The 20888-nt window shown below is 64.0% G+C and carries 23 protein-coding genes and 1 riboswitch; of the genes, 11 read left to right on the top strand and 12 right to left on the bottom strand.

Annotated elements, in window-relative coordinates; translation table 11 throughout:
- Positions 1-29: 29 nt before the first annotated feature.
- Both LDN95_RS06785 and LDN95_RS06780 read right to left on the bottom strand, forming a co-directional pair.
- Entirely contained in the window at positions 30-1154 is a 1125-nt protein-coding gene (locus LDN95_RS06785) for an NAD(P) transhydrogenase subunit alpha (RefSeq protein WP_226016886.1), read from the bottom strand.
- Between the two features lie 14 nt (positions 1155-1168).
- Entirely contained in the window at positions 1169-1291 is a 123-nt protein-coding gene (locus LDN95_RS06780; protein ID WP_226016885.1) for an aa3-type cytochrome c oxidase subunit IV, read from the bottom strand.
- A gap of 204 nt (positions 1292-1495) precedes the next feature.
- On the opposite strand from LDN95_RS06780, the gene LDN95_RS06775 reads away from it, so the two are divergent.
- The gene (locus LDN95_RS06775) at positions 1496-2917 is read left to right on the top strand and encodes a sigma-54 dependent transcriptional regulator (protein WP_226016884.1); all 1422 of its coding nucleotides are present in this window, start codon (positions 1496-1498) and stop codon (positions 2915-2917) included.
- A 101-nt stretch (positions 2918-3018) separates the two neighbouring features.
- Here the strand turns inward: LDN95_RS06775 and LDN95_RS06770 are convergent, their stop codons facing one another.
- The 5 genes from LDN95_RS06770 to LDN95_RS06750 form a co-directional block, all read right to left on the bottom strand.
- Positions 3019-3693, bottom strand: a complete 675-nt coding sequence (locus LDN95_RS06770) for an energy transducer TonB (protein ID WP_226016883.1) — start codon at positions 3691-3693, stop codon at positions 3019-3021.
- A 219-nt stretch (positions 3694-3912) separates the two neighbouring features.
- Entirely contained in the window at positions 3913-4722 is an 810-nt protein-coding gene (locus LDN95_RS06765; RefSeq protein WP_226016882.1) for an aspartyl/asparaginyl beta-hydroxylase domain-containing protein, read from the bottom strand.
- Between the two features lie 77 nt (positions 4723-4799).
- Positions 4800-5918: a dihydropteroate synthase gene (gene folP / locus LDN95_RS06760; protein ID WP_226016881.1), complete on the bottom strand. Its 1119-nt coding sequence runs from the start codon at positions 5916-5918 to the stop codon at positions 4800-4802.
- A 12-nt stretch (positions 5919-5930) separates the two neighbouring features.
- Positions 5931-7091, bottom strand: a complete 1161-nt coding sequence (locus tag LDN95_RS06755; protein WP_305082576.1) for a site-specific DNA-methyltransferase — start codon at positions 7089-7091, stop codon at positions 5931-5933.
- A 214-nt stretch (positions 7092-7305) separates the two neighbouring features.
- Positions 7306-7953 (bottom strand): ribonuclease HII, encoded by a 648-nt coding sequence (locus LDN95_RS06750; protein ID WP_226016880.1) that lies wholly within the window; start codon positions 7951-7953, stop codon positions 7306-7308.
- A gap of 81 nt (positions 7954-8034) precedes the next feature.
- Between LDN95_RS06750 and LDN95_RS06745 the strand changes: the two genes are divergently transcribed.
- The 6 genes from LDN95_RS06745 to LDN95_RS06720 all read left to right on the top strand — a co-directional run bounded on the left by LDN95_RS06745 (position 8035) and on the right by LDN95_RS06720 (position 11248).
- Positions 8035-8724, top strand: a complete 690-nt coding sequence (locus LDN95_RS06745) for a pyrimidine 5'-nucleotidase (protein WP_226016879.1) — start codon at positions 8035-8037, stop codon at positions 8722-8724.
- Between the two features lie 57 nt (positions 8725-8781).
- Entirely contained in the window at positions 8782-9630 is an 849-nt protein-coding gene (gene dapD / locus LDN95_RS06740) for a 2,3,4,5-tetrahydropyridine-2,6-dicarboxylate N-succinyltransferase (protein ID WP_226016878.1), read from the top strand.
- Positions 9631-9684: 54 nt separating this feature from the next.
- Positions 9685-10059, top strand: coding sequence for a hypothetical protein (locus LDN95_RS06735; RefSeq protein WP_226016877.1), 375 nt, complete (start codon positions 9685-9687; stop codon positions 10057-10059).
- A gap of 79 nt (positions 10060-10138) precedes the next feature.
- Entirely contained in the window at positions 10139-10339 is a 201-nt protein-coding gene (locus tag LDN95_RS06730) for a hypothetical protein (RefSeq protein WP_226016876.1), read from the top strand.
- 61 nt (positions 10340-10400) lie between these two features.
- Entirely contained in the window at positions 10401-10838 is a 438-nt protein-coding gene (locus LDN95_RS06725; RefSeq protein WP_226016875.1) for a cupin domain-containing protein, read from the top strand.
- A complete protein-coding gene (locus LDN95_RS06720; RefSeq protein WP_226016874.1) occupies positions 10835-11248 on the top strand; it encodes a DoxX family protein in 414 nt (137 codons plus the stop codon). The genes LDN95_RS06725 and LDN95_RS06720 overlap by 4 nt, the downstream gene beginning before the upstream one ends.
- Here the strand turns inward: LDN95_RS06720 and LDN95_RS06715 are convergent.
- Positions 11205-11795 carry a GNAT family N-acetyltransferase gene (locus LDN95_RS06715; protein ID WP_226016873.1) on the bottom strand — a complete coding sequence of 197 codons (591 nt, stop codon included), beginning with the start codon at positions 11793-11795 and terminating at the stop codon, positions 11205-11207. The genes LDN95_RS06720 and LDN95_RS06715 overlap by 44 nt on opposite strands.
- 421 nt (positions 11796-12216) lie before the next feature.
- On the opposite strand from LDN95_RS06715, the gene LDN95_RS06710 reads away from it, so the two are divergent.
- Positions 12217-12492 carry a hypothetical protein gene (locus LDN95_RS06710; protein WP_226016872.1) on the top strand — a complete coding sequence of 92 codons (276 nt, stop codon included), beginning with the start codon at positions 12217-12219 and terminating at the stop codon, positions 12490-12492.
- Positions 12493-12630: 138 nt separating this feature from the next.
- On the opposite strand, the gene LDN95_RS06705 is transcribed toward LDN95_RS06710, so the two are convergent.
- Positions 12631-13017, bottom strand: a complete 387-nt coding sequence (locus tag LDN95_RS06705; RefSeq protein WP_226016871.1) for a nuclear transport factor 2 family protein — start codon at positions 13015-13017, stop codon at positions 12631-12633.
- 104 nt (positions 13018-13121) lie between these two features.
- On the opposite strand from LDN95_RS06705, the gene LDN95_RS06700 reads away from it, so the two are divergent.
- Positions 13122-13445 carry an alkylphosphonate utilization protein gene (locus LDN95_RS06700; protein ID WP_226016870.1) on the top strand — a complete coding sequence of 108 codons (324 nt, stop codon included), beginning with the start codon at positions 13122-13124 and terminating at the stop codon, positions 13443-13445.
- Positions 13446-13494: 49 nt separating this feature from the next.
- On the opposite strand, the gene thiC is transcribed toward LDN95_RS06700, so the two are convergent.
- Complete coding sequence (gene thiC, locus LDN95_RS06695; RefSeq protein ID WP_226016869.1) at positions 13495-15357, bottom strand: phosphomethylpyrimidine synthase ThiC; 1863 nt, start codon at positions 15355-15357, stop codon at positions 13495-13497.
- A gap of 40 nt (positions 15358-15397) precedes the next feature.
- Positions 15398-15505, bottom strand: a riboswitch (TPP riboswitch).
- Between the two features lie 157 nt (positions 15506-15662).
- Here thiC and LDN95_RS06690 point away from each other — a divergent pair.
- Together LDN95_RS06690 and LDN95_RS06685 are read left to right on the top strand one after the other, a co-directional pair.
- On the top strand, positions 15663-16898 hold the full coding sequence (locus LDN95_RS06690; RefSeq protein WP_226016868.1) for a cytochrome P450: 1236 nt from the start codon (positions 15663-15665) through the stop codon (positions 16896-16898).
- A gap of 16 nt (positions 16899-16914) precedes the next feature.
- Positions 16915-18276 (top strand): NAD(P)/FAD-dependent oxidoreductase, encoded by a 1362-nt coding sequence (locus LDN95_RS06685; RefSeq protein ID WP_226016867.1) that lies wholly within the window; start codon positions 16915-16917, stop codon positions 18274-18276.
- Positions 18277-18309: 33 nt separating this feature from the next.
- Here LDN95_RS06685 and LDN95_RS06680 read toward each other — a convergent pair whose 3' ends face one another.
- Together LDN95_RS06680 and LDN95_RS06675 are read right to left on the bottom strand one after the other, a co-directional pair.
- Positions 18310-19011 (bottom strand): hypothetical protein, encoded by a 702-nt coding sequence (locus tag LDN95_RS06680; RefSeq protein ID WP_226016866.1) that lies wholly within the window; start codon positions 19009-19011, stop codon positions 18310-18312.
- Positions 19012-19155: 144 nt separating this feature from the next.
- Positions 19156-20673, bottom strand: a complete 1518-nt coding sequence (locus LDN95_RS06675; protein WP_226016865.1) for an NAD(P)/FAD-dependent oxidoreductase — start codon at positions 20671-20673, stop codon at positions 19156-19158.
- Positions 20674-20888: the final 215 nt, after the last annotated feature.

The raw sequence follows: 20888 nt of genomic DNA, 5'->3' as shown, positions 1-20888 counted from the left end.
TCTCACCCCAAGGGGGAGATTGTACGCGTTCAACCCAGCAATCTGGGGTTCACTACCTGCCCGCCCTGAGTAAGGCGGATGGCGTTGCCGATTTCCTCATCGAGCACCGGCTTGCCCTGCTCCTTGTCCCAGAACGCGGAGAGGAAGTTGTAGAGGTTGCGGCTGAACAGTGCCGAGGCGTCTGCGGCCAGATGCGTCGGAGTGTTGGAAAAGCCGATGATCTTGACGCCGTGCTTGACCACGACCTGATCGGGCACCGAGCCTTCGACGTTGCCGCCCTGCGCCACGGCAAGGTCGAAGATGACCGAGCCGGGCTTCATGCTGGCGATCTGCGCATCGGTGACCAGCCGGGGCGCGGCGCGGCCGGGGATCAGCGCGGTCGTGATGACGATATCCTGCTTGGCGATGTGGCTGGATACCAGTTCGGCCTGGGCCTGCTGGTATTCGGCGCTCATTTCGGTGGCATAGCCGCCGGCGCCTTCGCCCTCGATACCGGCGACGCTTTCCACGAAGATCGGCTTGGCGCCGAGCGACTGGATCTGCTCCTTTGTGGCAGAGCGCACGTCGGTGGCCGAAACTTGCGCGCCCAGCCGTCGCGCGGTGGCGATGGCCTGAAGCCCCGCCACACCGACGCCCATCACGAACACGCGCGCGGCGCTGATCGTGCCGGCGGCGGTCATCATCATCGGGAAGGCGCGACCATAGGCGCCCGCCGCCTCGATCACCGCCTTGTAACCGGCCAGGTTGGACTGGCTCGACAGGATGTCCATGCTTTGCGCGCGGGTGATGCGCGGCATGAACTCCATGGCCAGCGCCTCAAACCCGGCGGCGGCATAAGCATCGACCCGGTCGCGCCGGGTGAAGGGGTCAAGGCTGGCAACGATCCAGGCACCGGGGTTGGCACCGGCCAGCAAGTCGCCTTCCGGCCCCTGCACGCCCAGCACGATGTCGGCACCATTCACCACGCCTTCGCTGCGGATTTCGGCGCCGGTGGCCTGATAGTCCGCATCGGCGATGGAGGCGGCAAGTCCGGCCCCGCTTTCGATCACGACCTTCGCGCCAAGCGCGGTGAACTTCTTCACCGTTTCGGGCGTTGCCGCGACCCTGCTCTCCCCGTCGGCCCTTTCACGAAGGACGCTGATCGTTGTTGCCACCCGCGATTGCCCTTTTATTGTATGATATAAATGACGAAAGCGACGATCGCGATGATCACCGGAACCGAAACCTTGATCAGGCCGATGAAGCCTTCGTAGGTTTCGCGTGCGGCCTTGATGTTGTTGACAGAACCCATTTTGTCCATTCCCCTGGCTTGGTGACGTTCAGGCGCATGACACCCAAATTCCTCCAAGCTCTAGCTGCCACCTGTTCATCGCTCAAGTGCCAAGGTCCAGTGATCGGCTTAATTGGCTTTTTACCTGGATAGGCTACGAAGTGACCTGATCAAAAGACCGGCCCTGATCAAAATACCGGGTGATCGGAACCTTTCGGGGACATGATGGCAGAGCCTGAAGACCGCGTATTGATGCTGATCGACGATGAACCGGCGCAAAGCCGGTTGATCACCGCGCTTGCCGCACGCGAAGGCTGGCGCACGCTGGTGGTCAGGGATTCGGAGACCGCCATCGCCACGCTTGGCACGCGTCAGGGCATGCAGTTGGGCGCGATCATCCTTGATCAGTGGGTGCCGGGCGATGAAGCCTGCAGCCTGATCGCCGAGTTGAAAGCCCGCCGCCCCGCGCTGCCGATCCTCATGCTGACCGCCAGTTCCTCGCCTCTGCTCGCGGTGGAAGCGATGCGCGCCGGGGCTACGGATTACCTGATCAAGCCGGTTGCGCCCGATCGCCTGTTGCAAGCCTTGCGCGCAGCAACCACCCGCGAAACGCCGAATGACGAATTGCAGCCGCTGACCGAAAAGCTCGGTGCCACGCTCGATTTCGATTCGATGATCGGCGCCGCACCCGCCTTTCGCGCCGCACTGGCCGTTGCCGCAAAGGCCGCGCGGACGCAGGCAACCGTGCTGATCGAAGGCGAGACCGGTACCGGGAAAGAGATGCTGGTGCGCGCGATGCATGCGGCCAGTCCGCGCGCAAAGTCCCCGTTGCGCATCGTCAATGCGGGCGGAATCCCCGCAAACCAGATCGAATCGGTGCTGTTCGGGCACGAAAAGGGTGCATTTCCGGGTGCTTTCGAACGTCATGTCGGCGCCTTGCAGCAAGCCGACATGGGCACGCTGGTGATCGACGAGATCGACCGCTTGGCCCAGCCGGTGCAGGAGCGGCTCGCGCAGTTCCTGTCGCGCGGCGACGTGCAGCCGATCGGCGCGCGCCATTCGTTCCGGCTCGATGTGCGGGTGATCGTGTGCAGCAACGCCAACTTGCGCGACCTGACCGCTGCAGGCCTGTTCGACCAGACCTTGCTCGATATCCTGACGGTCGGGGCGCAAGTGCTGGTCCCCGCGCTGCGCAACCGCGCCGCCGATATTCCGGCGCTCACCCGCTATTTCCTCGCTCGCATCGGTGAGCAGCCGGGCCTGCGACCGCTGGGTATCAGCGATGGCGCGCTGTCGCTTCTCGCCGCTTACGACTGGCCGGGCAATGTCCGCCAGTTGCAGGCCACGCTGTTCCGCGCCGCCGTGTTCTGCGACGGTGAAGTGCTGACCGCGCAGGATTTCCCCAATCTTTCGACGATGGTCGGCGAAGCTCCGCGCATCGCCCCGATGATCAGCGAAGGTGCGGGCGTGACGTTGTACACCGCCGACGGCAACTTGCGCCCGCTTGAAGACATCGAGGCCGACGTCATCCGCCTTGCCATCGGCCATTATCGCGGCCGCATGACCGAAGTCGCCCGCAGGCTCGGGATCGGCCGTTCGACGCTGTACCGCAAGCTGAGCGAACTGGGCATCGAAAGCGCCGCCTGATAGCGCCCAAGCGCTGTCATCAGGCAGTTGCCGCTGCACCGCCCCGACCCGAATGGGCCGAAGCGGTGCCATTGTTCAGCGTGTCTGGCAGCGTGTCCGGTTTACTCGGGGATCTGCCAGCGGATCACGTTGCTGTAGCGCCCGGCCACCGCATCGCCGGTTTCGTTGCTGGCCGGAGCGAACTGTGCGCGCTGGGCGATTTTGTTGCAGGTTGCCGCATCAAGATCGGCCGAACCGCTCGAGCGTGTGATCGCGCAGTCGCGCACCCGCCCATCGGGTCCGATGGTCAGGGTGAACCCGGTGACCCCCTGTTCCCCACGCCGCAGCGCGTTCGTAGGATAATCGGACGCGGAAACCCAGCGCCCCGGCGCGTTGAGCGGACGGGCCGCGCGCGGTACGAAGGCAGCCTTTGGTTGCGTTATCGGCTCTGGCCGGTCGACAACCGGACCGGGACCGAACGGCAGGGCGCTGGTGTCGATCGCGATGTCGATGGTCGGCACCGACCCGCTAAGATTTTCCAACGGCTTGCTGACGAAAGCGCGATCATCGCGCTGGCGCGTCTGGCGCGTATCAACGGGTTTCATTGTCGGCAATGACGAAGGAGGATCGAGCGGCAGTGCGTAGTCCTGCGCCTGTAGCGTGCGATCCACTTGAGTCTTGATGATGCCCCCGGCGAAACCGGTCAGGATCGCGACCGCCAGCGCACCGTGGAGCGCGGTGACCGCGCCCAGCGATGCGAGCCGTTTGCGTGGGTTGATGGGAGACAGGTAAGCCATGCGTCCTCTCCTCGCTTTTTGTCGGCCGGCACGGATGCAGCGGAGCGCGGGAGAACGACCAAACGAACAATCCCGGGCAAGCAACGCGGGTCGAACGACTTGTTATTCGAATAGATTAAACCTCCGCCCGACCCACGCCAAGCAGAAACTCAACCATTATGATGGAGAATTCGGTAGCAAGTCGCAACCGATCACCGAATTGCAGCCCCGCCTACCACCTCAAGGCCTCTGCAATGCCGCGTGATCGTCGCGCCAGCGGGCGATGCCGCGCCTTGCGTCCTGCACAAAGCGCGAGCGACGCACCCCTTCGAGGAACAGGTTGCCGACCAGCCAGCCGATGGGGCCGACCGGGCGCTTGAACTGCACCAGCAGGACGATGCGCGTCTCGTCACTGTCGTTGCGCACTTCGTGGTTGTAGACGTCGTCAAACACGAGGCACTTGCCTTCGCGCCATTCGAGCCAACGATCGACCACACGCATGCGGCATTTCTCGCTCTCACGCGGAACTTGCAGGCCGAGGTGGCAGGTCAGGAACGACTTGGACACGCCGGTATGCGACGGCAATTGCGTATCGGGCACCAGCACCGAGAAGAACGCCGAGTTGAGCCCTGGCACCTGCGCCACCAGCGCGGCGGTGCGCGGACAGCGCCGGCAGTTTTCCTCATCCCGGTAGCGATAGCCGACCAGAAAGAACGAGCGCCAGCGTCCGGCCGGGGCGATCCGGCGATGGTCCGGCGAAATCGTGGCCAACGGCGGCACGCTTTCCAGATCCTGCAGCACCGCGGCAGCTTCGGCGCGGATGACCTCCCAGTTGTCCTCAAGCAGCTTGACCCACGGGAAGGTCGCGGGCGGATCATCGTAGACCGGAATGTCGGGAATGCGCGAACTGCGCGCGATCCAGCGGTTCGTCTTGGGCTGGATCCATTTGCCGAACCGCAGCACCAGCGACTTTTTGGGCAAGAGCTTGCTGCTCGGCGGCAACTTGGCGTCAAGCGAATCCGGGATGGTGGCGGGTGCGGTTTCGGTCATCGCCCCGCGCTATACTGTGGCGGGGGCGCAATCGAACAGAGCTAATCCGCAGCCAATGCCACGATTATGGCGCAAGTTCAGACCGATAGGTCCAATTGCGAAAAGTCGGTCAGCGCCGCATCACGCAAACCGCGCCATACGTGCAGCGCCTGCACGGTTTCAGGAACATCGTGGACTCGGATCACGTGCGCCCCGGCCTGCGCTGCCTGTATCGCCAGCATAATCGATCCACCCAACCGCTTGTGCGCGGGCGCCTCGTTCGACAGCGCACCGATCATGCGCTTGCGGCTGGCGCCGAACAACAAGGGCTGGCCCAGCGCATGGAATAGTGCCAGCGCGTTCACCAGCGCTAGGTTCTCGGCCAAAGTCTTGCCGAAGCCGATGCCCGGATCGAGCAGGATTTTTTCGCGTGCGATGCCCGCCGCCAATGCCGCGTCGCGCCGATCGCGCAAGCCATCGAACACATCGAGCACGACGTCGGCATAGTCGCCGTCGGCGTGCAGATCCTCGGCATTGCCGGGAGCGTGCATCAGCACCACCGGAGCACCACTGCGCGCCACGATTTCGGCTGTGCGCGCATCGTGGCGCAAAGCCGACACATCGTTGACGATATGCGCGCCCGCTGCCAGCGCCGCCTCGATCACGGTCGAGCGGCGGCTGTCGATGGAGATGGCTGCGCCGCTGGCGGCAAGCCGCTCGATCACCGGAACCACGCGCCGCGCCTCATCCCCCTCCCACACCGCCGCCGCGTTGGGACGGGTGGATTCACCGCCCACGTCGATCAATGCGGCGCCGGCTTCCAGCATCGCGTGGGCATGATCGAGCGCAGCCTCGGGCTTGTCGAGAAACTGTCCGCCATCCGAAAAGCTGTCGGGCGTGACGTTGAGGATGCCCATGACCAGCGGCTGATCGAAGCGCAACGTGCGCGCGCCCAAAACCAACGGCGCATGCGCCCTGCGCAAGGCCTGCCATTGCCGCGTGCCTTCTTCGGCCAACGCATCGGGCAGCCCGCTCAAGGCTGCGGCGATGCCCGAAGCGCCCACCACCCTGCGCGAGACGATCTTTCCGGTCTTGCGCACGATCACGGCGAAGCGCGTGGCAACGCTCAGCCCGCCGACCAGCCTTACCGCTTCGCCATCATCGGACTGCGGGCTTTCACCCAGCGCGATCGGACGGATGTAGATGCGCGCCGTCATCGACGTGTCTCGTCAGTCCTCGACCGCAAGAAGGTAGAGTTGGCGCAAGCTGTCGAGCGGCTTGACCTCGCCCTCATGCTCAAGGTGCCAGAATGTCCAGCCATTGCACGATGGCGCACCTTGCAAGGCGGCACCCAGTCCGTGGATCGAGCCGATCTGTCCCTCGCTCGCCAGCAGCGAACCATCGGCGCGAACGCTGGCCGACAGGCGGCGTTTGCGGTCGAACAGCACTGTGCCCGGAGCGATCCAGCCTGCTTCGACCAGCGCGCCGAACGCGACCTTGGGCGCGGTCTTGCGGCTTTGCATCGTCACCAGCGCGGATTCATCGAGCGGCAGCGCAGCGGCGATGCGCTCCTCGGCCACGGCGATGTAATCATCCTCGCGCTCGCAGCCGATCCAGTCGCGCCCAAGGCGCTTGGCGACGGCGCCGGTGGTGCCGGTGCCGAAGAACGGGTCGAGCACGACATCGCCCTTGTTGGTGGTGGCGAGCAGCACGCGATAGAGCAGCGCTTCGGGCTTTTGCGTCGGGTGCGCCTTGGTCCCGCCTTTGCGGATGCGTTCCTGTCCTGAACAGATCGGCAGCACCCAGTCCGAGCGCATCTGCAATTCGTCGTTAAGCGTTTTCATCGCGCGGTAGTTGAAGGTGTACTTCGCCTTCTCGCTCTTGGCCGCCCAGATCAGCGTTTCGTGCGCGTTGGTAAAGCGGGTGCCCTTGAAGTTGGGCATCGGATTGGCCTTGCGCCAGACGATGTCGTTCAGGATCCAGAAGCCCAGATCCTGCAGGATCGCGCCGACGCGGAAGATGTTGTGATAGCTGCCGATCACCCAGATCGAGCCATCGGGCTTGAGCAGGCGGCGCGCTTCGGCCAGCCATTCGCGGGTGAACTTGTCATAGGTGGCGAAACTGTCGAACTTGTCCCAGTCGTCGGTCACCGCATCGACCGCGCTGCCATCGGGGCGCGACAGATCGCCACCCAGTTGCAGGTTGTAGGGCGGATCGGCAAAGATCATGTCGATCGAGGCGGCAGGGAGTGCGCGCATCTGTTCGATGCAATCGCCCTTCAGGATGCGGTTGACCGGCAGCGCCGGGCGCACCACCGCAGGAGCAGGCGATGCCTTCAGCGCGCGCGCCTTGACCCGCGTCCCAACCCTGTCCTGAACCAGCGTAACCATTGCCACAAATCCCTTGTCGATTGAGCCCAAGGGTGAATCATCCGGGGACTCGCGTCAAGCCGCGACTCGCCCAATTCCGCCGAGTCGCTGTGATTCCAGAGGCGGAACGGAACGAGTCCGAAAGCACATCTTGAGTCCGTTTGGCCGATGGGACTCAAGATGTGGTGTAACGCTGCGCACGGAAAATATTTGCCCGACGCAGATCAGGGCAGCCTCAAACGAGCAGCATCTGCGCAACCGGGGCAAAGCTGCGGCGGTGCAGCGGCGTCGGCCCATGTTCACGCAGGGCAGCCATGTGCTTGGCAGTGCCGTACCCGGCATTGCGCTCCCAGCCAAACTGCGGATGGAGCAACGCCGCCTCACGCATCAGGCGGTCGCGATGTTCCTTCGCCACGATCGATGCGGCGGAGATTGCGGGTTCGCTGGCGTCGCCACCAACGATGGCGCGCGCAGGCCAAACCCAGCCGGGGCTGCGCCCGGCCGGCGTCTGCTTGCCGTCGACGAGCACGAGCGCCACAGGCTCATCGCAAAGCGTTACCAGCGCGGCAACTGCACGGGTCATCGCCAGCATCGTCGCACCGAAGATGTTGAGCCGGTCGATCTCGGCAACATCGGCAAGGCCAAGGGCCCAGCGGCAATCGGCATGGATCGCCGTTTCCAGCCGGGCACGGGCGCGGGCGGTCAACTTCTTGGAATCGTTCAGGCCCGCAGGCATCGTGGTGCCCAGCACCACGGCGCCCGCTACCACCGGCCCCGCCAGCGGCCCGCGTCCGGCTTCGTCGACGCCGATCACCAGCCCGTTCGGGGCAAGGCTTGGGAGCGCACTGGCAATTGCCCGCGGATCATGCTTTGACGGCGCCATGGATCGGTCCTTTCGCCTAGCGCCTTCGCCCGTCGTTGCCGCCGTTGCAAGGCCTTGCGCTTGCACGCCGGTGTCCTGCTGATGGCGTTCGACCCCACACGCGTCGATTGCTGGGTGTTTGATCTGGACAACACGCTCTATCCGCCATCGACCCGGCTGTTCGACCAGATCGACGTGCTGATGGGCCGCTACATCTCGGATTTGCTTGGCTGCGATCTGGTTGAGGCCAAGCGCATCCAGAAGATGTACTTCCATGACCACGGCACCACACTGGCCGGATTGATGCACTACCATACGGTCGATCCGTATGATTTCCTCACGTTCGTCCACGATGTCGACATGACCGCGTTGGCCGCAGCCCCACGCCTTGCCGAGCGGCTGCTGGCGCTGCCCGGCCGGCGGCTGGTGTTCACCAACGGCGACGGACCTTATGCCCAGCGCGTGCTGGAAGCACTCGACATCGCGCACTGCTTCGACGGCACGTATGATATCCACGCGATGACCTATCGCCCCAAGCCTGAACCATCGGCCTATACCGGCTTCGTCGAGGCGTTCGGCGTCGATCCGGAGCGTTCGGTGTTCGTCGAGGATAGCGCGCGCAACCTCGGCCCGGCCAAGGCCTTGGGCATGCAGACGATCTGGCTCGATCTTGGCACCGAATGGGGTGACCGGGCCAAGGACGATGCCGCGATCGATGAAGTGATCGCCGACATCGTGCCCTGGCTCGACCGCGCCCTTGCCACGCTTGCCCCCGAGGGCCGGGTGGGCTAGGCGCCAGCGCGCTTTTACCGCCCGCTGTTCAAGCCCGCCGTTTCCGGGAGAGATACCATGACCACCGCCCCCTTCACGACTCTGGCCACCGCCATCGAAGCTGCGTGGGAAAACCGCGCCGACGTGACCCCTGCCAGCGCCGATGTGCGCGAAGTGGTCGATGCCGCGCTCGAATTGTTGGACAGCGGCAAGGCGCGCGCCGCCGAAAAGATCGACGGGCATTGGGTGGTCAACCAATGGCTGAAGAAGGCTGTGCTGCTCTCGTTCCGCCTGAACGACAACGCTGTGGTCGAAGGCGGTGCGGGCGGTGCCCCGGCCTTTGACAAAGTGCCATCGAAGTTTGCCGGCTGGGGGGAAAACCGCTTTCGCGACGCCGGATTCCGCGTCGTGCCGGGCGCGGTCGCCCGCCGCGGTGCGCACATTGCCAAGGGCGTGGTGCTGATGCCCAGCTTCGTCAACATCGGCGCCTTCGTCGATGAAGGGACGATGGTCGATACCTGGGCCACGGTCGGTTCATGCGCACAGATCGGCAAGAACGTGCACATTTCGGGCGGCGTCGGCATCGGCGGCGTGCTCGAACCGCTGCAGGCCGGACCGGTGATCATCGAGGACGGCGCCTTCATCGGCGCACGTTCGGAAGTGGCAGAAGGCGTGATCGTGGGCGAAGGCGCGGTGCTGTCGATGGGCGTGTTCCTTGGCGCCAGTACCAAGATCATCGACCGCGCCACCGGCGAAGTGCACATCGGCCGCGTGCCGCCTTACGCGGTGGTCGTGCCCGGTTCGCTGCCGGGCAAGCCGCTGCCCGATGGCACACCGGGTCCGTCGCTCTACTGCGCGGTCATCGTCAAGACGGTGGACGCACAGACCCGCAGCAAGACCGGGATCAACGAACTGCTGCGCGACTGAGTACAAGGGGGGCACGCCACTGATGGGGCCTGCCCCGGCAGGAGGATGGCAGGAATGAGTGGCTCGCGCGTGGTCGGCTGGAAACTGTCCGAGCCGTGCAGGGCCCGCCTGCTGGACTTGTTCCCGCCGCGCCACGCCCGGCTGGTGGCCGATCATGTGACCTTGCACCCCTTTGCGGGGGTCGACGCTGTGCCACCGCCGGCGCTGCTGTCCGCCCGGATCATCGGCCATGCCGATGACGGCACCGGGGTAGAAGCGCTGGTCGTGGCGATCGATGGCAGCACCGAGCGGCCCGGTGGCGGCACGTGGCACGTCACCTGGTCGCTGGCCGAAGGACGCCGCGCGCGCGACAGCAACGATCTTCTGGCACGCGGCGATTGGCGGTTGTGCGACGGCGGCGCGATCGAACTGCTCCCCGCTGTCTGGTAATGCGCGACACGAGACCGGGAACATCGCCATCCGCCCGGAGTAAGTACTTCAGGAAAGACTCTCTTGAAGGACAGCGACGATGGAACGCGAGGGCGAGGAAACCCATGTCACCCCGACCGAATCCAGCGGCGGAGGCGGCCCGCGCATTATGCGCTCGGTACTGCTGATCAGCCTTACGCTGACAATCGTGCTGCTTTCGGCCATCTGGATGTTCGGTGCCAGCCGCAGCGCCCAACCCAACAGCACCACGATCAGCGGCCAGGCAACGCCGACTTCCTGAGCGTAATCGCTTGTTGGCGGATGCGGTTGACAGGCGGTGTCGCGCCTTGAATGGTGCGGCGATGGCAACCGCATCCGACTTGATCCAGCACTTGCAGCTCGAACCTCATCCCGAAGGAGGCTGGTATCGCCAGACATGGCGCGCAGAAGCAGCCGATGGCGCAAGGCCTGCCGCCACGCTGATCCATTTCCTGCTGGAACCCGGTCAGCGCTCGCACTGGCACACGGTCGATGCCGACGAGATCTGGCTGTGGCACAGCGGCGATCCGGTAGCCTTGTCGCTTGCGCCCGATGATGCCGGGCCAGTCAGCGTCATTGAGCTTGGCGCCGATGTGCTTGGCGGACAATCGGCGCAGGCAGTCGTGCCGGTCGGCCAGTGGCAGGCAGCGGCCCCCCTGCCCGGCCCGCACGGCTATGCGCTGGTTTCCTGCGTGGTGGCCCCAGGCTTCGACTTTGCCGGTTTTCGGCTTGCCCCGTCAGGATGGGAGCCGGGCGCATGATCCGTTCCGTGCTGCGCGTCGTCCTTGCGCTGTTCTATGCATTGGCTGGCGTGGTCCACATCGTCGCCCCGCATCCGTTCCTGCTGATCACGCCGGGCTGGGTGCCCTTTCCCGAACTGACCATCCTGTTGACGGGGATAGCCGAACTGGCGGGCGCGGTCGGGCTGTTGCAACCGTGGTCGGTGCCGTTGCGGCGGGCGGCCGGATGGGGCCTTGCGCTTTACGCCGTCTGCGTATTCCCGGCCAACATCAACCACTTCATCATCGACATGCAGCGGCCCGACCATGGCTTTGGGCTGGGCTATCACATTCCGCGCATGTTCGCCCAGCCGGTGCTGGTGTGGCTGGCGCTGTGGGTGGCAGATGCTATTCCCGCTTCATGGTCCAGAAGCGCGGTCCGCCGCCGCTGACCTGCCATTCACTGATCACGGCAAAGCCCAGCGACCGATAGAGGCCGACGTTGCTTTCGGTCGCGGTTTCCAGCACCGCGGGGACATTCAGCTCGGCCGCACGCACCAATCCGGCTCGGATCGCCAACCCGCCCAGCCCCTGCCCCTGTTTGTCGGGGCGCACCCCGGCCATCCGTAGATAGAACTGCGCCTCACCCGCAGGCAAATGCCGAAAGATCGTCCGGTCCAACCGTTCGGCGTGCAGCACGCGAAGGCCGAACATGCGCACGAACCCGACGATGGCCAATGGCGTCAATGGCGCATGGCGGTGGACCGTGCCCGGCGGTCGCCACAGCGTAACCGCCTCGGCACCCGGCGTGCCCAGCACCAACCCGTTGGCCAGATGATCGTCCACCGACCACGCCATCAACCTCGGCAGACGGCGCGTCCGCACCACTGGATCGGGGATCATCCACGACATCGCCGGATCGTCCTGAAAGGCGAGCGCAAGCGTGGCGATCGCCGCTTTGCGCTGGTCGGGACCAAGGGTGACTATGTTGCGATCCATCGGCGTCATCCTTGCGCACAGGGTGATGTCTTGCGGGCAATCTTGCGACAATCACCAGACTTGGCAAGCGCCCTGATCCCCGCAGATCAGGATGTTCACGAGATCCCCAACCGCAACGGGCGTCAGGCAAACACACCGTTACGGCACGAATCAGGTGTCGATAGCACTGCATTTGGTTCATGCCTCAGCCGGACCAATCCGGTTCTTGCAGGCAAGTCGCTCCCTTTCGTGCAGTTCGTCGCGATTGCCGGATTTCGAAATCCTTAAAAATCATTACAGTTGCGTTTCATGCAAGTTGCGTCGCAGCAAATACATTTGCGACTTCGCAGGCGCAGCATCACATGCGGCCCATCGGAATTGCATAGATTGAACATCACGGGTGCTCTGAGGGCAATCCCTCTACCCCAGCGGAGTTACTGCCATGATCAAGACCATTCTCGCCGCCACCGCTCTGACCGTTGCCGCAGCTGCTCCGGCGATCGCCGCTGAAGACGGCTCGTTCAACCACAAGGGCGTTGCGTACAACTACACCACCGAAGACAAGGCCGGCGAAAAGATCGTTCGCGGCACGGCCTATGCCGGCAAGGTGCCCTTCGAACTGCACATCAAGAAGAAGTCGGTCACCGGCACCTTCAACAACAAGCCGGTCGAATTCCGCCTGGCTGACGTCCAGAAGCTGGGCATCGCAACCAACTGATCGGGACACGCCGCTTCCTCCCCCCGGAGGCGGCACCCATCATGTTGCAGCAAAAAGGCTCCGTGCGCTCACCAGCGCCGGGGCCTTTTTCTATGGCCCACCCCCCTTTTCCGGTCTGCTCCGTCTTTGGCACCAGCCCTACCCCATGGTGACAAAGATCTCGGCCTCGATCACCCATTGCCCGCCTGTTTCGCGCCATTTGGCGGCGTAAGTCCCGCTTGCCAGCACCGTGCCGTCGCCCGAGCGCGCTCCTTGCCAGCGCCCGATCTCCATCGCGATGGGTTCGACCGGCGAGCCCGTGACGCTTTCGGGCGTGCGCGTGTAGACCACGCGCTCGGCCGCCGCGAATTCGCGTTTCCATGCCAGCAATTGCGCCTTGCGCCCGGCAATCGCGGCGCTGTCGCTGCCGGTCACCAGCACCACGTTCGGCGCGAGCAGCGGACCGATCGCGGCAAGGTCGGCTTCGGCCAGTGCGCGGTTGAACGCCGCTCGGCGCAGACGAATGGCAAGATCGGGTGTCGACATGGCCTGCGTCTAGGCAAGCGCCCGCGCTTGGGCAAGGCGGGTCACATCGCCCCTCCCCAAACCCGCGCCAACCTGCCATGGGCTGCGCAACAAGGAGATTTCCCATGGCTGGCGATGATGAAGACTATGTCTACGACGAAGTGAGCGGCGAATGGCTGCCTGCCTCCGAACTGGCGGCCAAGCAAGCTGCCGATGCCGGACAGGATGACGATACCGTGCAAGTGCGCGACGCGGTCGGCAATCTGCTGGCCGACGGGGACTCGGTCACACTGATCAAGGATCTCGACGTCAAGGGCGCAGGGCAGACGCTCAAGCGCGGAACGGTGATCCCCTCGATCCGCCTGACCGGCGACGCGCAGGAAATCGACTGCCGCTACCCGGGTATCAAGGGCCTGGTGCTGCGCGCCGAGTTCGTGAAAAAGCGCTGAAACTGATGGAGCGGGGGCGCGACCTGCTGACCCGATCGCGCCCCCGCCCTCACTCTGCTGCGGGCATGTAAAGATCACCGCCCGCGCGGTACTTCTCGCTCATTTCCGCCATACCGCGCTCGGCGTCCTCTGCCGCGACGAAGGTTTCAACGCCCGCGTTCTGCTTGGCGGCAAATTCGCGCACTTCCTGCGTGATCTTCATCGAACAGAACTTGGGGCCACACATCGAGCAGAAGTGCGCGGTCTTGGCGCCCTCTGCCGGAAGCGTCTGGTCGTGGTACTGTTCGGCGGTATCGGGATCGAGCGACAGGTTGAACTGGTCGCGCCAGCGGAAGTCGAAGCGGGCCCGGCTCAGCGCATCGTCGCGCAGACGCGCGGCGGGATGACCCTTGGCAAGGTCAGCGGCGTGGGCGGCCAGCTTGTAGGTGACCACGCCGACCTTCACGTCATCGCGATCGGGCAGGCCAAGGTGCTCCTTGGGCGTGACATAGCACAGCATGGCGGTGCCGAACCAACCGATCATCGCCGCACCGATACCACTGGTAATGTGGTCGTAACCGGGTGCGATGTCGGTAACCAGCGGCCCCAAGGTGTAGAACGGCGCTTCGCCGCACGCGGCAAGCTGCTTGTCCATGTTCTCCTTGACCTTGTGCATCGGCACGTGTCCGGGGCCCTCGATCATCACCTGCACGTCGTGTTCCCACGCGCGCTTGGTCAGTTCGCCCAGCGTGTAAAGCTCGGCGAACTGCGCTTCGTCGTTGGCATCGGCGGTCGATCCGGGGCGCAAGCCGTCGCCCAGCGAATAGGCGATGTCATAGGCCTTCATGATCTCGGTGATCTCGTCGAAGCGTTCGTACAGGAACGATTCCTTGTGGTGCGCCAGACACCACTTGGCCATGATCGAGCCGCCCCGGCTGACGATGCCGGTCACGCGCTTGGCGGTCAGCGGAATGTAGGGCAGGCGCACACCGGCGTGGATGGTGAAGTAGTCGACGCCCTGTTCGGCCTGTTCGATCAGCGTGTCGCGGAACACTTCCCAGGTCAGGTCTTCGGCAATGCCGCCGACCTTTTCCAGCGCCTGATAGATCGGTACGGTGCCGATCGGCACCGGGCTGTTGCGCAAGATCCATTCGCGCGTGTCGTGGATGTTGCGCCCGGTCGACAGGTCCATCACCGTGTCGGCGCCCCAGCGGATCGACCAGACCATCTTGTCGACTTCGTTGGCGACGTTCGAGGCCACCGCCGAGTTGCCGATGTTGGCGTTGATCTTGACGAGGAAGTTGCGCCCGATCGCCATCGGCTCGCTTTCGGGGTGGTTGATGTTGTTGGGGATGATCGCCCGGCCGCGCGCCACTTCATCGCGCACGAATTCGGCGGTGACGTAATCGGGGATCGAAGCGCCCCAATCCTGCCCGTCGCGGACCAGCGCTTCCTTCAACTGGCGGCGACCAAGGTTTTCGCGGATGGCGACGTATTCCATTTCGGGCGTAATGATGCCCTGCCGCGCATAGTGCATCTGCGACACGTTGTGCCCGGGTTTTGCACGCAGCGGGGTCTGCACCACCTTGGGAAACGGCGGCACCCCGCCCGACCGGTCCGGCCCAAGCTGGCCATTGTCCTCAGGCCGGGTAGCGCGCCCTGCATATTCCTCGACATCGCCGCGGTCGCGAATCCAGTCGCGGCGCAGTTGCGGCAGACCGGCGGCGATATCGATCGCCATCTTGCTGTCGGTGTACGGACCCGAAGTGTCATAGACCCGCAGCGGCGGCTCGCCCGATGACGGCTCAAGGCTGATTTCGCGCATCGCCACGGTCAGCCCCGGAAAGCGCGGGCTTTCGACGTGGATCTTGCGGCTGCCCCGGATCGGTCCGGTAGTGACGCCGATTTCCAGCGGAGAATTGATGTCGGCCATGCGCACGCTCCTTCAACGGGGCGAACGGGAGTGTGCAGCAGGCAATGCGGCCAGCCCTCCCTCCGCCCGTGCTAACGGGTTCAGGTTCAACGGGTCGGGCTGCGTGACCAGCCCCTCTCAGCCAGCACTGGCTCCCCGGGGTATGGAATCGCTTTACGGCCATTCACGGCAGGCGTCCACCTGCAACACGAGACAGTCTCGCATAAGGCAGCGCTAGTGATCGCAAACCCTCTGGACTTTAATCGAATGATTAAACATACTCTGCGGCAAGCCTGTCGCCAAAGACGGGCGCTTGGAGTGGGAACATGGCAACGGCAACGCTTGCGCACGACCGTGCGATCAGCCCCTATGACGTCAGCGAGAACGCGCTCTATACGCAGAACACCTGGCGTGATCCCTTTGCCTGGTTGCGCGCCAACATGCCGCTCAGTTGGCGGCAGGACAGCCCGTTCGGCGGCTACTGGTCGGCGGTGACGCACGATCTGATCCAGCAGATCGAACTGCAACCCGACGTGTTCTCGTCATCATGGGAACGCGGCAATATCACCATTGCCGACACCGTAGGCGGCACCGACTTCCCCAATTTCATTGCGCAGGATCCGCCGATCCACACCGCGCAGCGCAAGGTCATCGCGCCTGCCTTTGGGCCTAGCCAGATGGTCAAGCTGGACCGGCTGGTGCGCGACCGCGCGCGTGGATTGATCGAAACGCTGCCTCTCGGCGAAAGCTTCGACTGGGTCGATCGAGTCTCGATCCCGCTCACCATCGGCATGTTGTGCATCCTGTTCGACATGCCGTTCGAGGAATGGGCGGATATCAAGCGCTGGTCGGATTGGGCCAGCGGCGTGTCGGCAGACAATCTCAACGATGCCTATCGCGCCGAATTTCAGGTCCAGATGGGGCAGATGCTCCAGCGCTTTGATCGCGAACTTGAAGCGCGTCGGCAATTGCCGCCCAGTGATGACCTGCTCAGCCGCATGGTCCATTCCGAGGCGCTCGGCAGCCTGTCGCCGCTTGAACGGATCGCCAACATCGCGCTGCTGATCGTGGGCGGGAATGACACCACACGCAATTCGATCAGCGGCCTGATCGAGGCGCTCGACCGCTATCCGTCCGAGTTGGACCGGCTGCGTGACGATCCGAAGCTGGCCGCCAATGCCGCACAAGAGATCATCCGCTGGCAATCGCCGGTCACGCACATGCGCCGCACGGCCACGCGCGATCACGAAATCGGCGGGCAATTGATCCGCGAGGGTGAGAAGATCGTGCTGTGGTACATCTCGGGCAACCGCGACGAAGCCGTGTTTCCCGACGCCGAACGCTTTGACGTCACGCGCGAAAACGCCCGCCGACACGTCGGTTTTGGCCATGGCATCCACCGCTGCGTCGGGGCGCGCCTTGCCGAAGTGCAGATCGCCACGGTGATCGAGGAATTGGCAACGCGCCGGCTGCGTGTCATTCCCGAAGCCGCACCCACCCGCCTTGCCAGCCCGTTCCTGCATGGCTTCACCGCCATGCCGGTCCATCTCGTGCAAGACTGACGGGGAGATAAAGCACATGGCACTTCCCAAAGTCTGCATCATCGGCGCCGGTTGCTCGGGCTTTACCGTGGCCAAGCGGCTGAAGGATCACGGCATTGCCTATGACCAGTTCGAAGCCTCCGACAACATCGGCGGCAACTGGTATTACAACAACCCCAACGGCATGTCGGCCTGCTATCAGAGCCTGCATATCGACACATCGAAATGGCGGCTCGCGTTCGAGGATTTTCCCGTCCCAGCCGAATGGCCCGATTATCCGCACCACGCCAATCTGCTGCAATATTTCCACGACTATGTGGATCACTTCGGCGTGCGCGATGCGATCACCTTCAACACGCGGGTCGAAAAAGCGCGGCGGCAACCCGGCGGTGGCTGGGAGATCGCACTATCGAGCGGAGAGGTCCGCCGCTACGACGCGCTGGTGGTCGCCAACGGCCACCATTGGGCCGCGCGCATCCCCGAGTATCCCGGCCACTTCGATGGCGCTCAGATCCACAGCCACGCCTATCGCAGCCCGTTCGAGCCGGTCGCCTGCGTCGGCAAGCGCGTGCTGGTGGTGGGCATGGGCAACAGCGCGATGGACATCGCTTCGGAGCTTTCGCAGCGACCGATAGCCGCCAAGCTGTTCGTCTCGGCCCGGCGTGGCGTCTGGATCTTCCCGAAGTACTATCAGGGCCAGCCGCTCGACAAGAACCCCGCCCCGGCCTGGATGCCCAAGCGGTTGCGGCAATGGCTGGGCGGCCGCATGGTCAAGAAGCTGGTCGGACGGATGAGCGATTACGGCCTGCCCGAGCCGGAGATCGCCCCGTTCGAAAGCCACGGCACCGTCTCGGGCGAGTTCCTGCTGCGCGCCGGATCGGGCGACTTGACGATGAAGCCGGGAATCGAGCGGCTCGATGGCGACAGCGTCGTGTTTGCCGACGGCAGCCGCGAGCAGGTCGATGTCATCGTCTGGGCGACGGGGTACGACATTCGTTTCCCGTTCTTCGACGATCCCGCGTTTTGCGCTGATGCCGACAATCGGCCGCCGCCTTTGTTCAAGCGGATCATCAAACCCGGCGTGCCCGACTTGTTCTATGCCGGATTGGGTCAACCACTGCCGACTCTGGTCAATTTTGCCGAACAGCAATCCAAGCTGATCGCGGCCTATCTGGCGGGCAAGTATGCGCTGCCCGCACCCGATGCGATGGAGCACACGATCGTCGCTGACGAGAAATTCCACACCGGCCAGTACTACGCGGCAAGGCGCCACACCATCCAGTTGGACTTCGACGCCTATGTCCGCGATCTGAAGCGCGAGATCGCGCGGGGGGAGAAGCGGGCCAGCGATCGCGGCAACCCGCTGCCGGTGCCGGGACGTGCAGTCGAGGCGGCATGACGGTAGAGCATACCATACTCCGGATAGCCGACCCTACCCCGGATAGCCGACAAGCCGGACGATTCCCAGCCAGAGCGGCGCATCGATCACCAGCGGCACCAGCATCAGTGGCCCGACGGAAGCCGCAATGGTCCATAAGTAAGGCTTGAACCAGACCCCGCTGGCAAGGCGGTCCCTGATGGCAATGGCCAGAATCACCAGTCCCACCAGCAACCCCACGCCCGCAATGTTCAGCGGACTGAATTGGCCGGTGATCGCAGTGACCAGTCGTACCATTCCGGTCGGCAGGATCACCGCGACAACGCAAGCAAGATAGCGCCGATGATCGGCGATGCGCCCGGCCTTTGCTGCACGGATCGCCAGAACGAACATCGCGACGATCACGGGAAGGCCGACCAGGTTGACGAATCCGACCGCTTGCCGCGCGGTCAGCCCGTCACCCACGCCGCGCGGCTCTGACAGCATCCGCCATACCGCGACGAGGATCGACACGGCCAGCGCCGCGAACCACAGTCGGGCGATGGCGCCAAGTCGGCGGTGCCAACCGAACCGGCCCGTCGCAATCAGCCAGGGCTGCGTCACCATGATCAGCAGCCAACCCGTCGCCCATAGGCCATGCACCGTGCGGAACGGCTCGTTCTGCGTCGGATCGGCGTAAAAGCTTGGCCAGAACCCCGCGACGATGATCACTGCGGCCAGCGAGAATGCCAGCGCATATTGCAGTTCGATGCGCATACCACGGGCCTCCGGAGACCAATCTGCAGCTCCGGGCTCGAAAGCTACGCCATCGCCGGGTGGCATTCAATCCGCATGCCGAACTCAAAGATCATCGGATGCCCCCCGGCGCGCCGACCGGGGGGGTAGTGAGGCTTCGGCGAACTATTCGGCCGCTTCCAGAGCCTTTGCCGATGCGGGAACACCATCGTAGACGAACTCGGGCGCGTCCAGATCGATGGCCGGGATCGCGTCGCGTTCCAGCCAGTAGTTCTGGTTGTGCCGCCATTCGTCCTTGGCGCCGCGTTGGGGCAGCTTGGCCAGATCGCGCATGAGATACCCCGGATTGAAGCTTTCCGGTTCAATCCACGGCAGGATTTCCATGCCTTCATCTTCGGGCCGCAGCGCCACTTCAACGCGATGCGAGCCGTGCTCGTCCATATGGCGCAGCAGGCGGCAAACGAAGTCGCCGAGCAAGTCGACGCGCAGCGTCCATGAGGCGCGGAAATAGCCGAATACCCAGACCAGATTGGGCACCCCGGTGAACATCATCCCCCGGTACGTAACGGTATCGCCCCAGTTGACCGGCTTGCCATCGACGCTGAACGGAATGTCGCCCAGCACCGACAGATGGAACCCGGTGCACGCCACGATGATGTCCGCCTCGATCAACTGGCCTGAACTGGTCAGCACGCCGGTCTCGGTGAAGCGGTCGATCGTGTCGGTCACGACCGTGGCCTTGCCCTCGGCCGCAGCGCGGAACAGGTCGCCATCGGGACAGAACGCAAGCCGCTGCTGCCATGGGCGATACTTGGGCTTGAAATGCGGTTCGAACGCGAAATCCTCGCCCGCATAGACTTTGGCAAGTTCACGCAGCTCGGCCGCCACCACATCGGGCTCATCGACGCAGCGCTGGTCCATCACCGCCTGATCGTGCATGATCTGCGCGCGCACAACCCGGTGCACCGTCGGTTCGTCGATGCCGATCTGGCGCAAGCGATCGGCCAGCTCATTCTGGTTGGGGTGGCAATAGAAATACGTCGGCGAGCGCTGCAACATGGTGACGTGCGCCGCCTTTTCGGCAAAGGCCGGGATCACCGTGGCCGCCGTGGCCCCCGAACCGATCACGAGTATCCGCTTGCCGGCATAGTCGGTTTGCGGATCCCACAGCTGGGCGTGGACAAACTGGCCCTTGTAGTCGCCAACCCCCTGCCAGTCGGCGGGTATGTAGGGCTTATGGTGGTCATAATAGCCCTGGCACATCCAAAGGAAGTTGGCGGTGAAAGTCTTTTCAGCGCCGTCATTGGTCCGTGCCGTAACGGTCCACAGATTGGTGGCGCTGTCCCAGGCACAAGCCGTGATCCAGTGACCATAGCGGATATGCGCGTCGATCCCGTTCTCGGCGATCACCTCGCCCATGTAGTCGAGGATGGCCTGCGCGCTGGCGATCGGCGCGCCGACCCAAGGCTTGAATCGATAGCCGAAAGTGTAGAGATCCGAATCGGAGCGTACACCGGGATACTTATGGGTTTCCCAGGTTCCGCCGAAAGTGTCCTTGCCTTCCAGAATAACGTAACGCTTTTCGGGATACTGGTCCTGAAGATGATAGGCCGAACCGATCCCTGAAATGCCTGCACCGACGATCAGCACGTCGACATGCTCGGCGTTTTCGCCTTGGGCCATCTCTCTCTCCTCGTTCGCTCTTGCCGCGATCCGGCCTGATGCCGCTACGTTGCAGCCTGGCCGGCGGCCTTTTTGACCTGCGGCCATGGTGTCGCAACGTTTGTTATCATCCTTGATACATATCAAAATGCAATGCGGAATCGTGCGGTGACGATGAAAATCCGCCCGCTGGATACCGCTCGGGCCCGCTTCGGCAATGGCCAGCAACGCATCCG

This window comes from Novosphingobium sp. FKTRR1, assembly GCF_020404405.1.
Lineage (GTDB): Bacteria > Pseudomonadota > Alphaproteobacteria > Sphingomonadales > Sphingomonadaceae > Novosphingobium.
The sequence above is the reverse complement of the archived record's forward strand: the minus strand, read 5'-3'. Positions and strand labels throughout refer to the sequence as shown.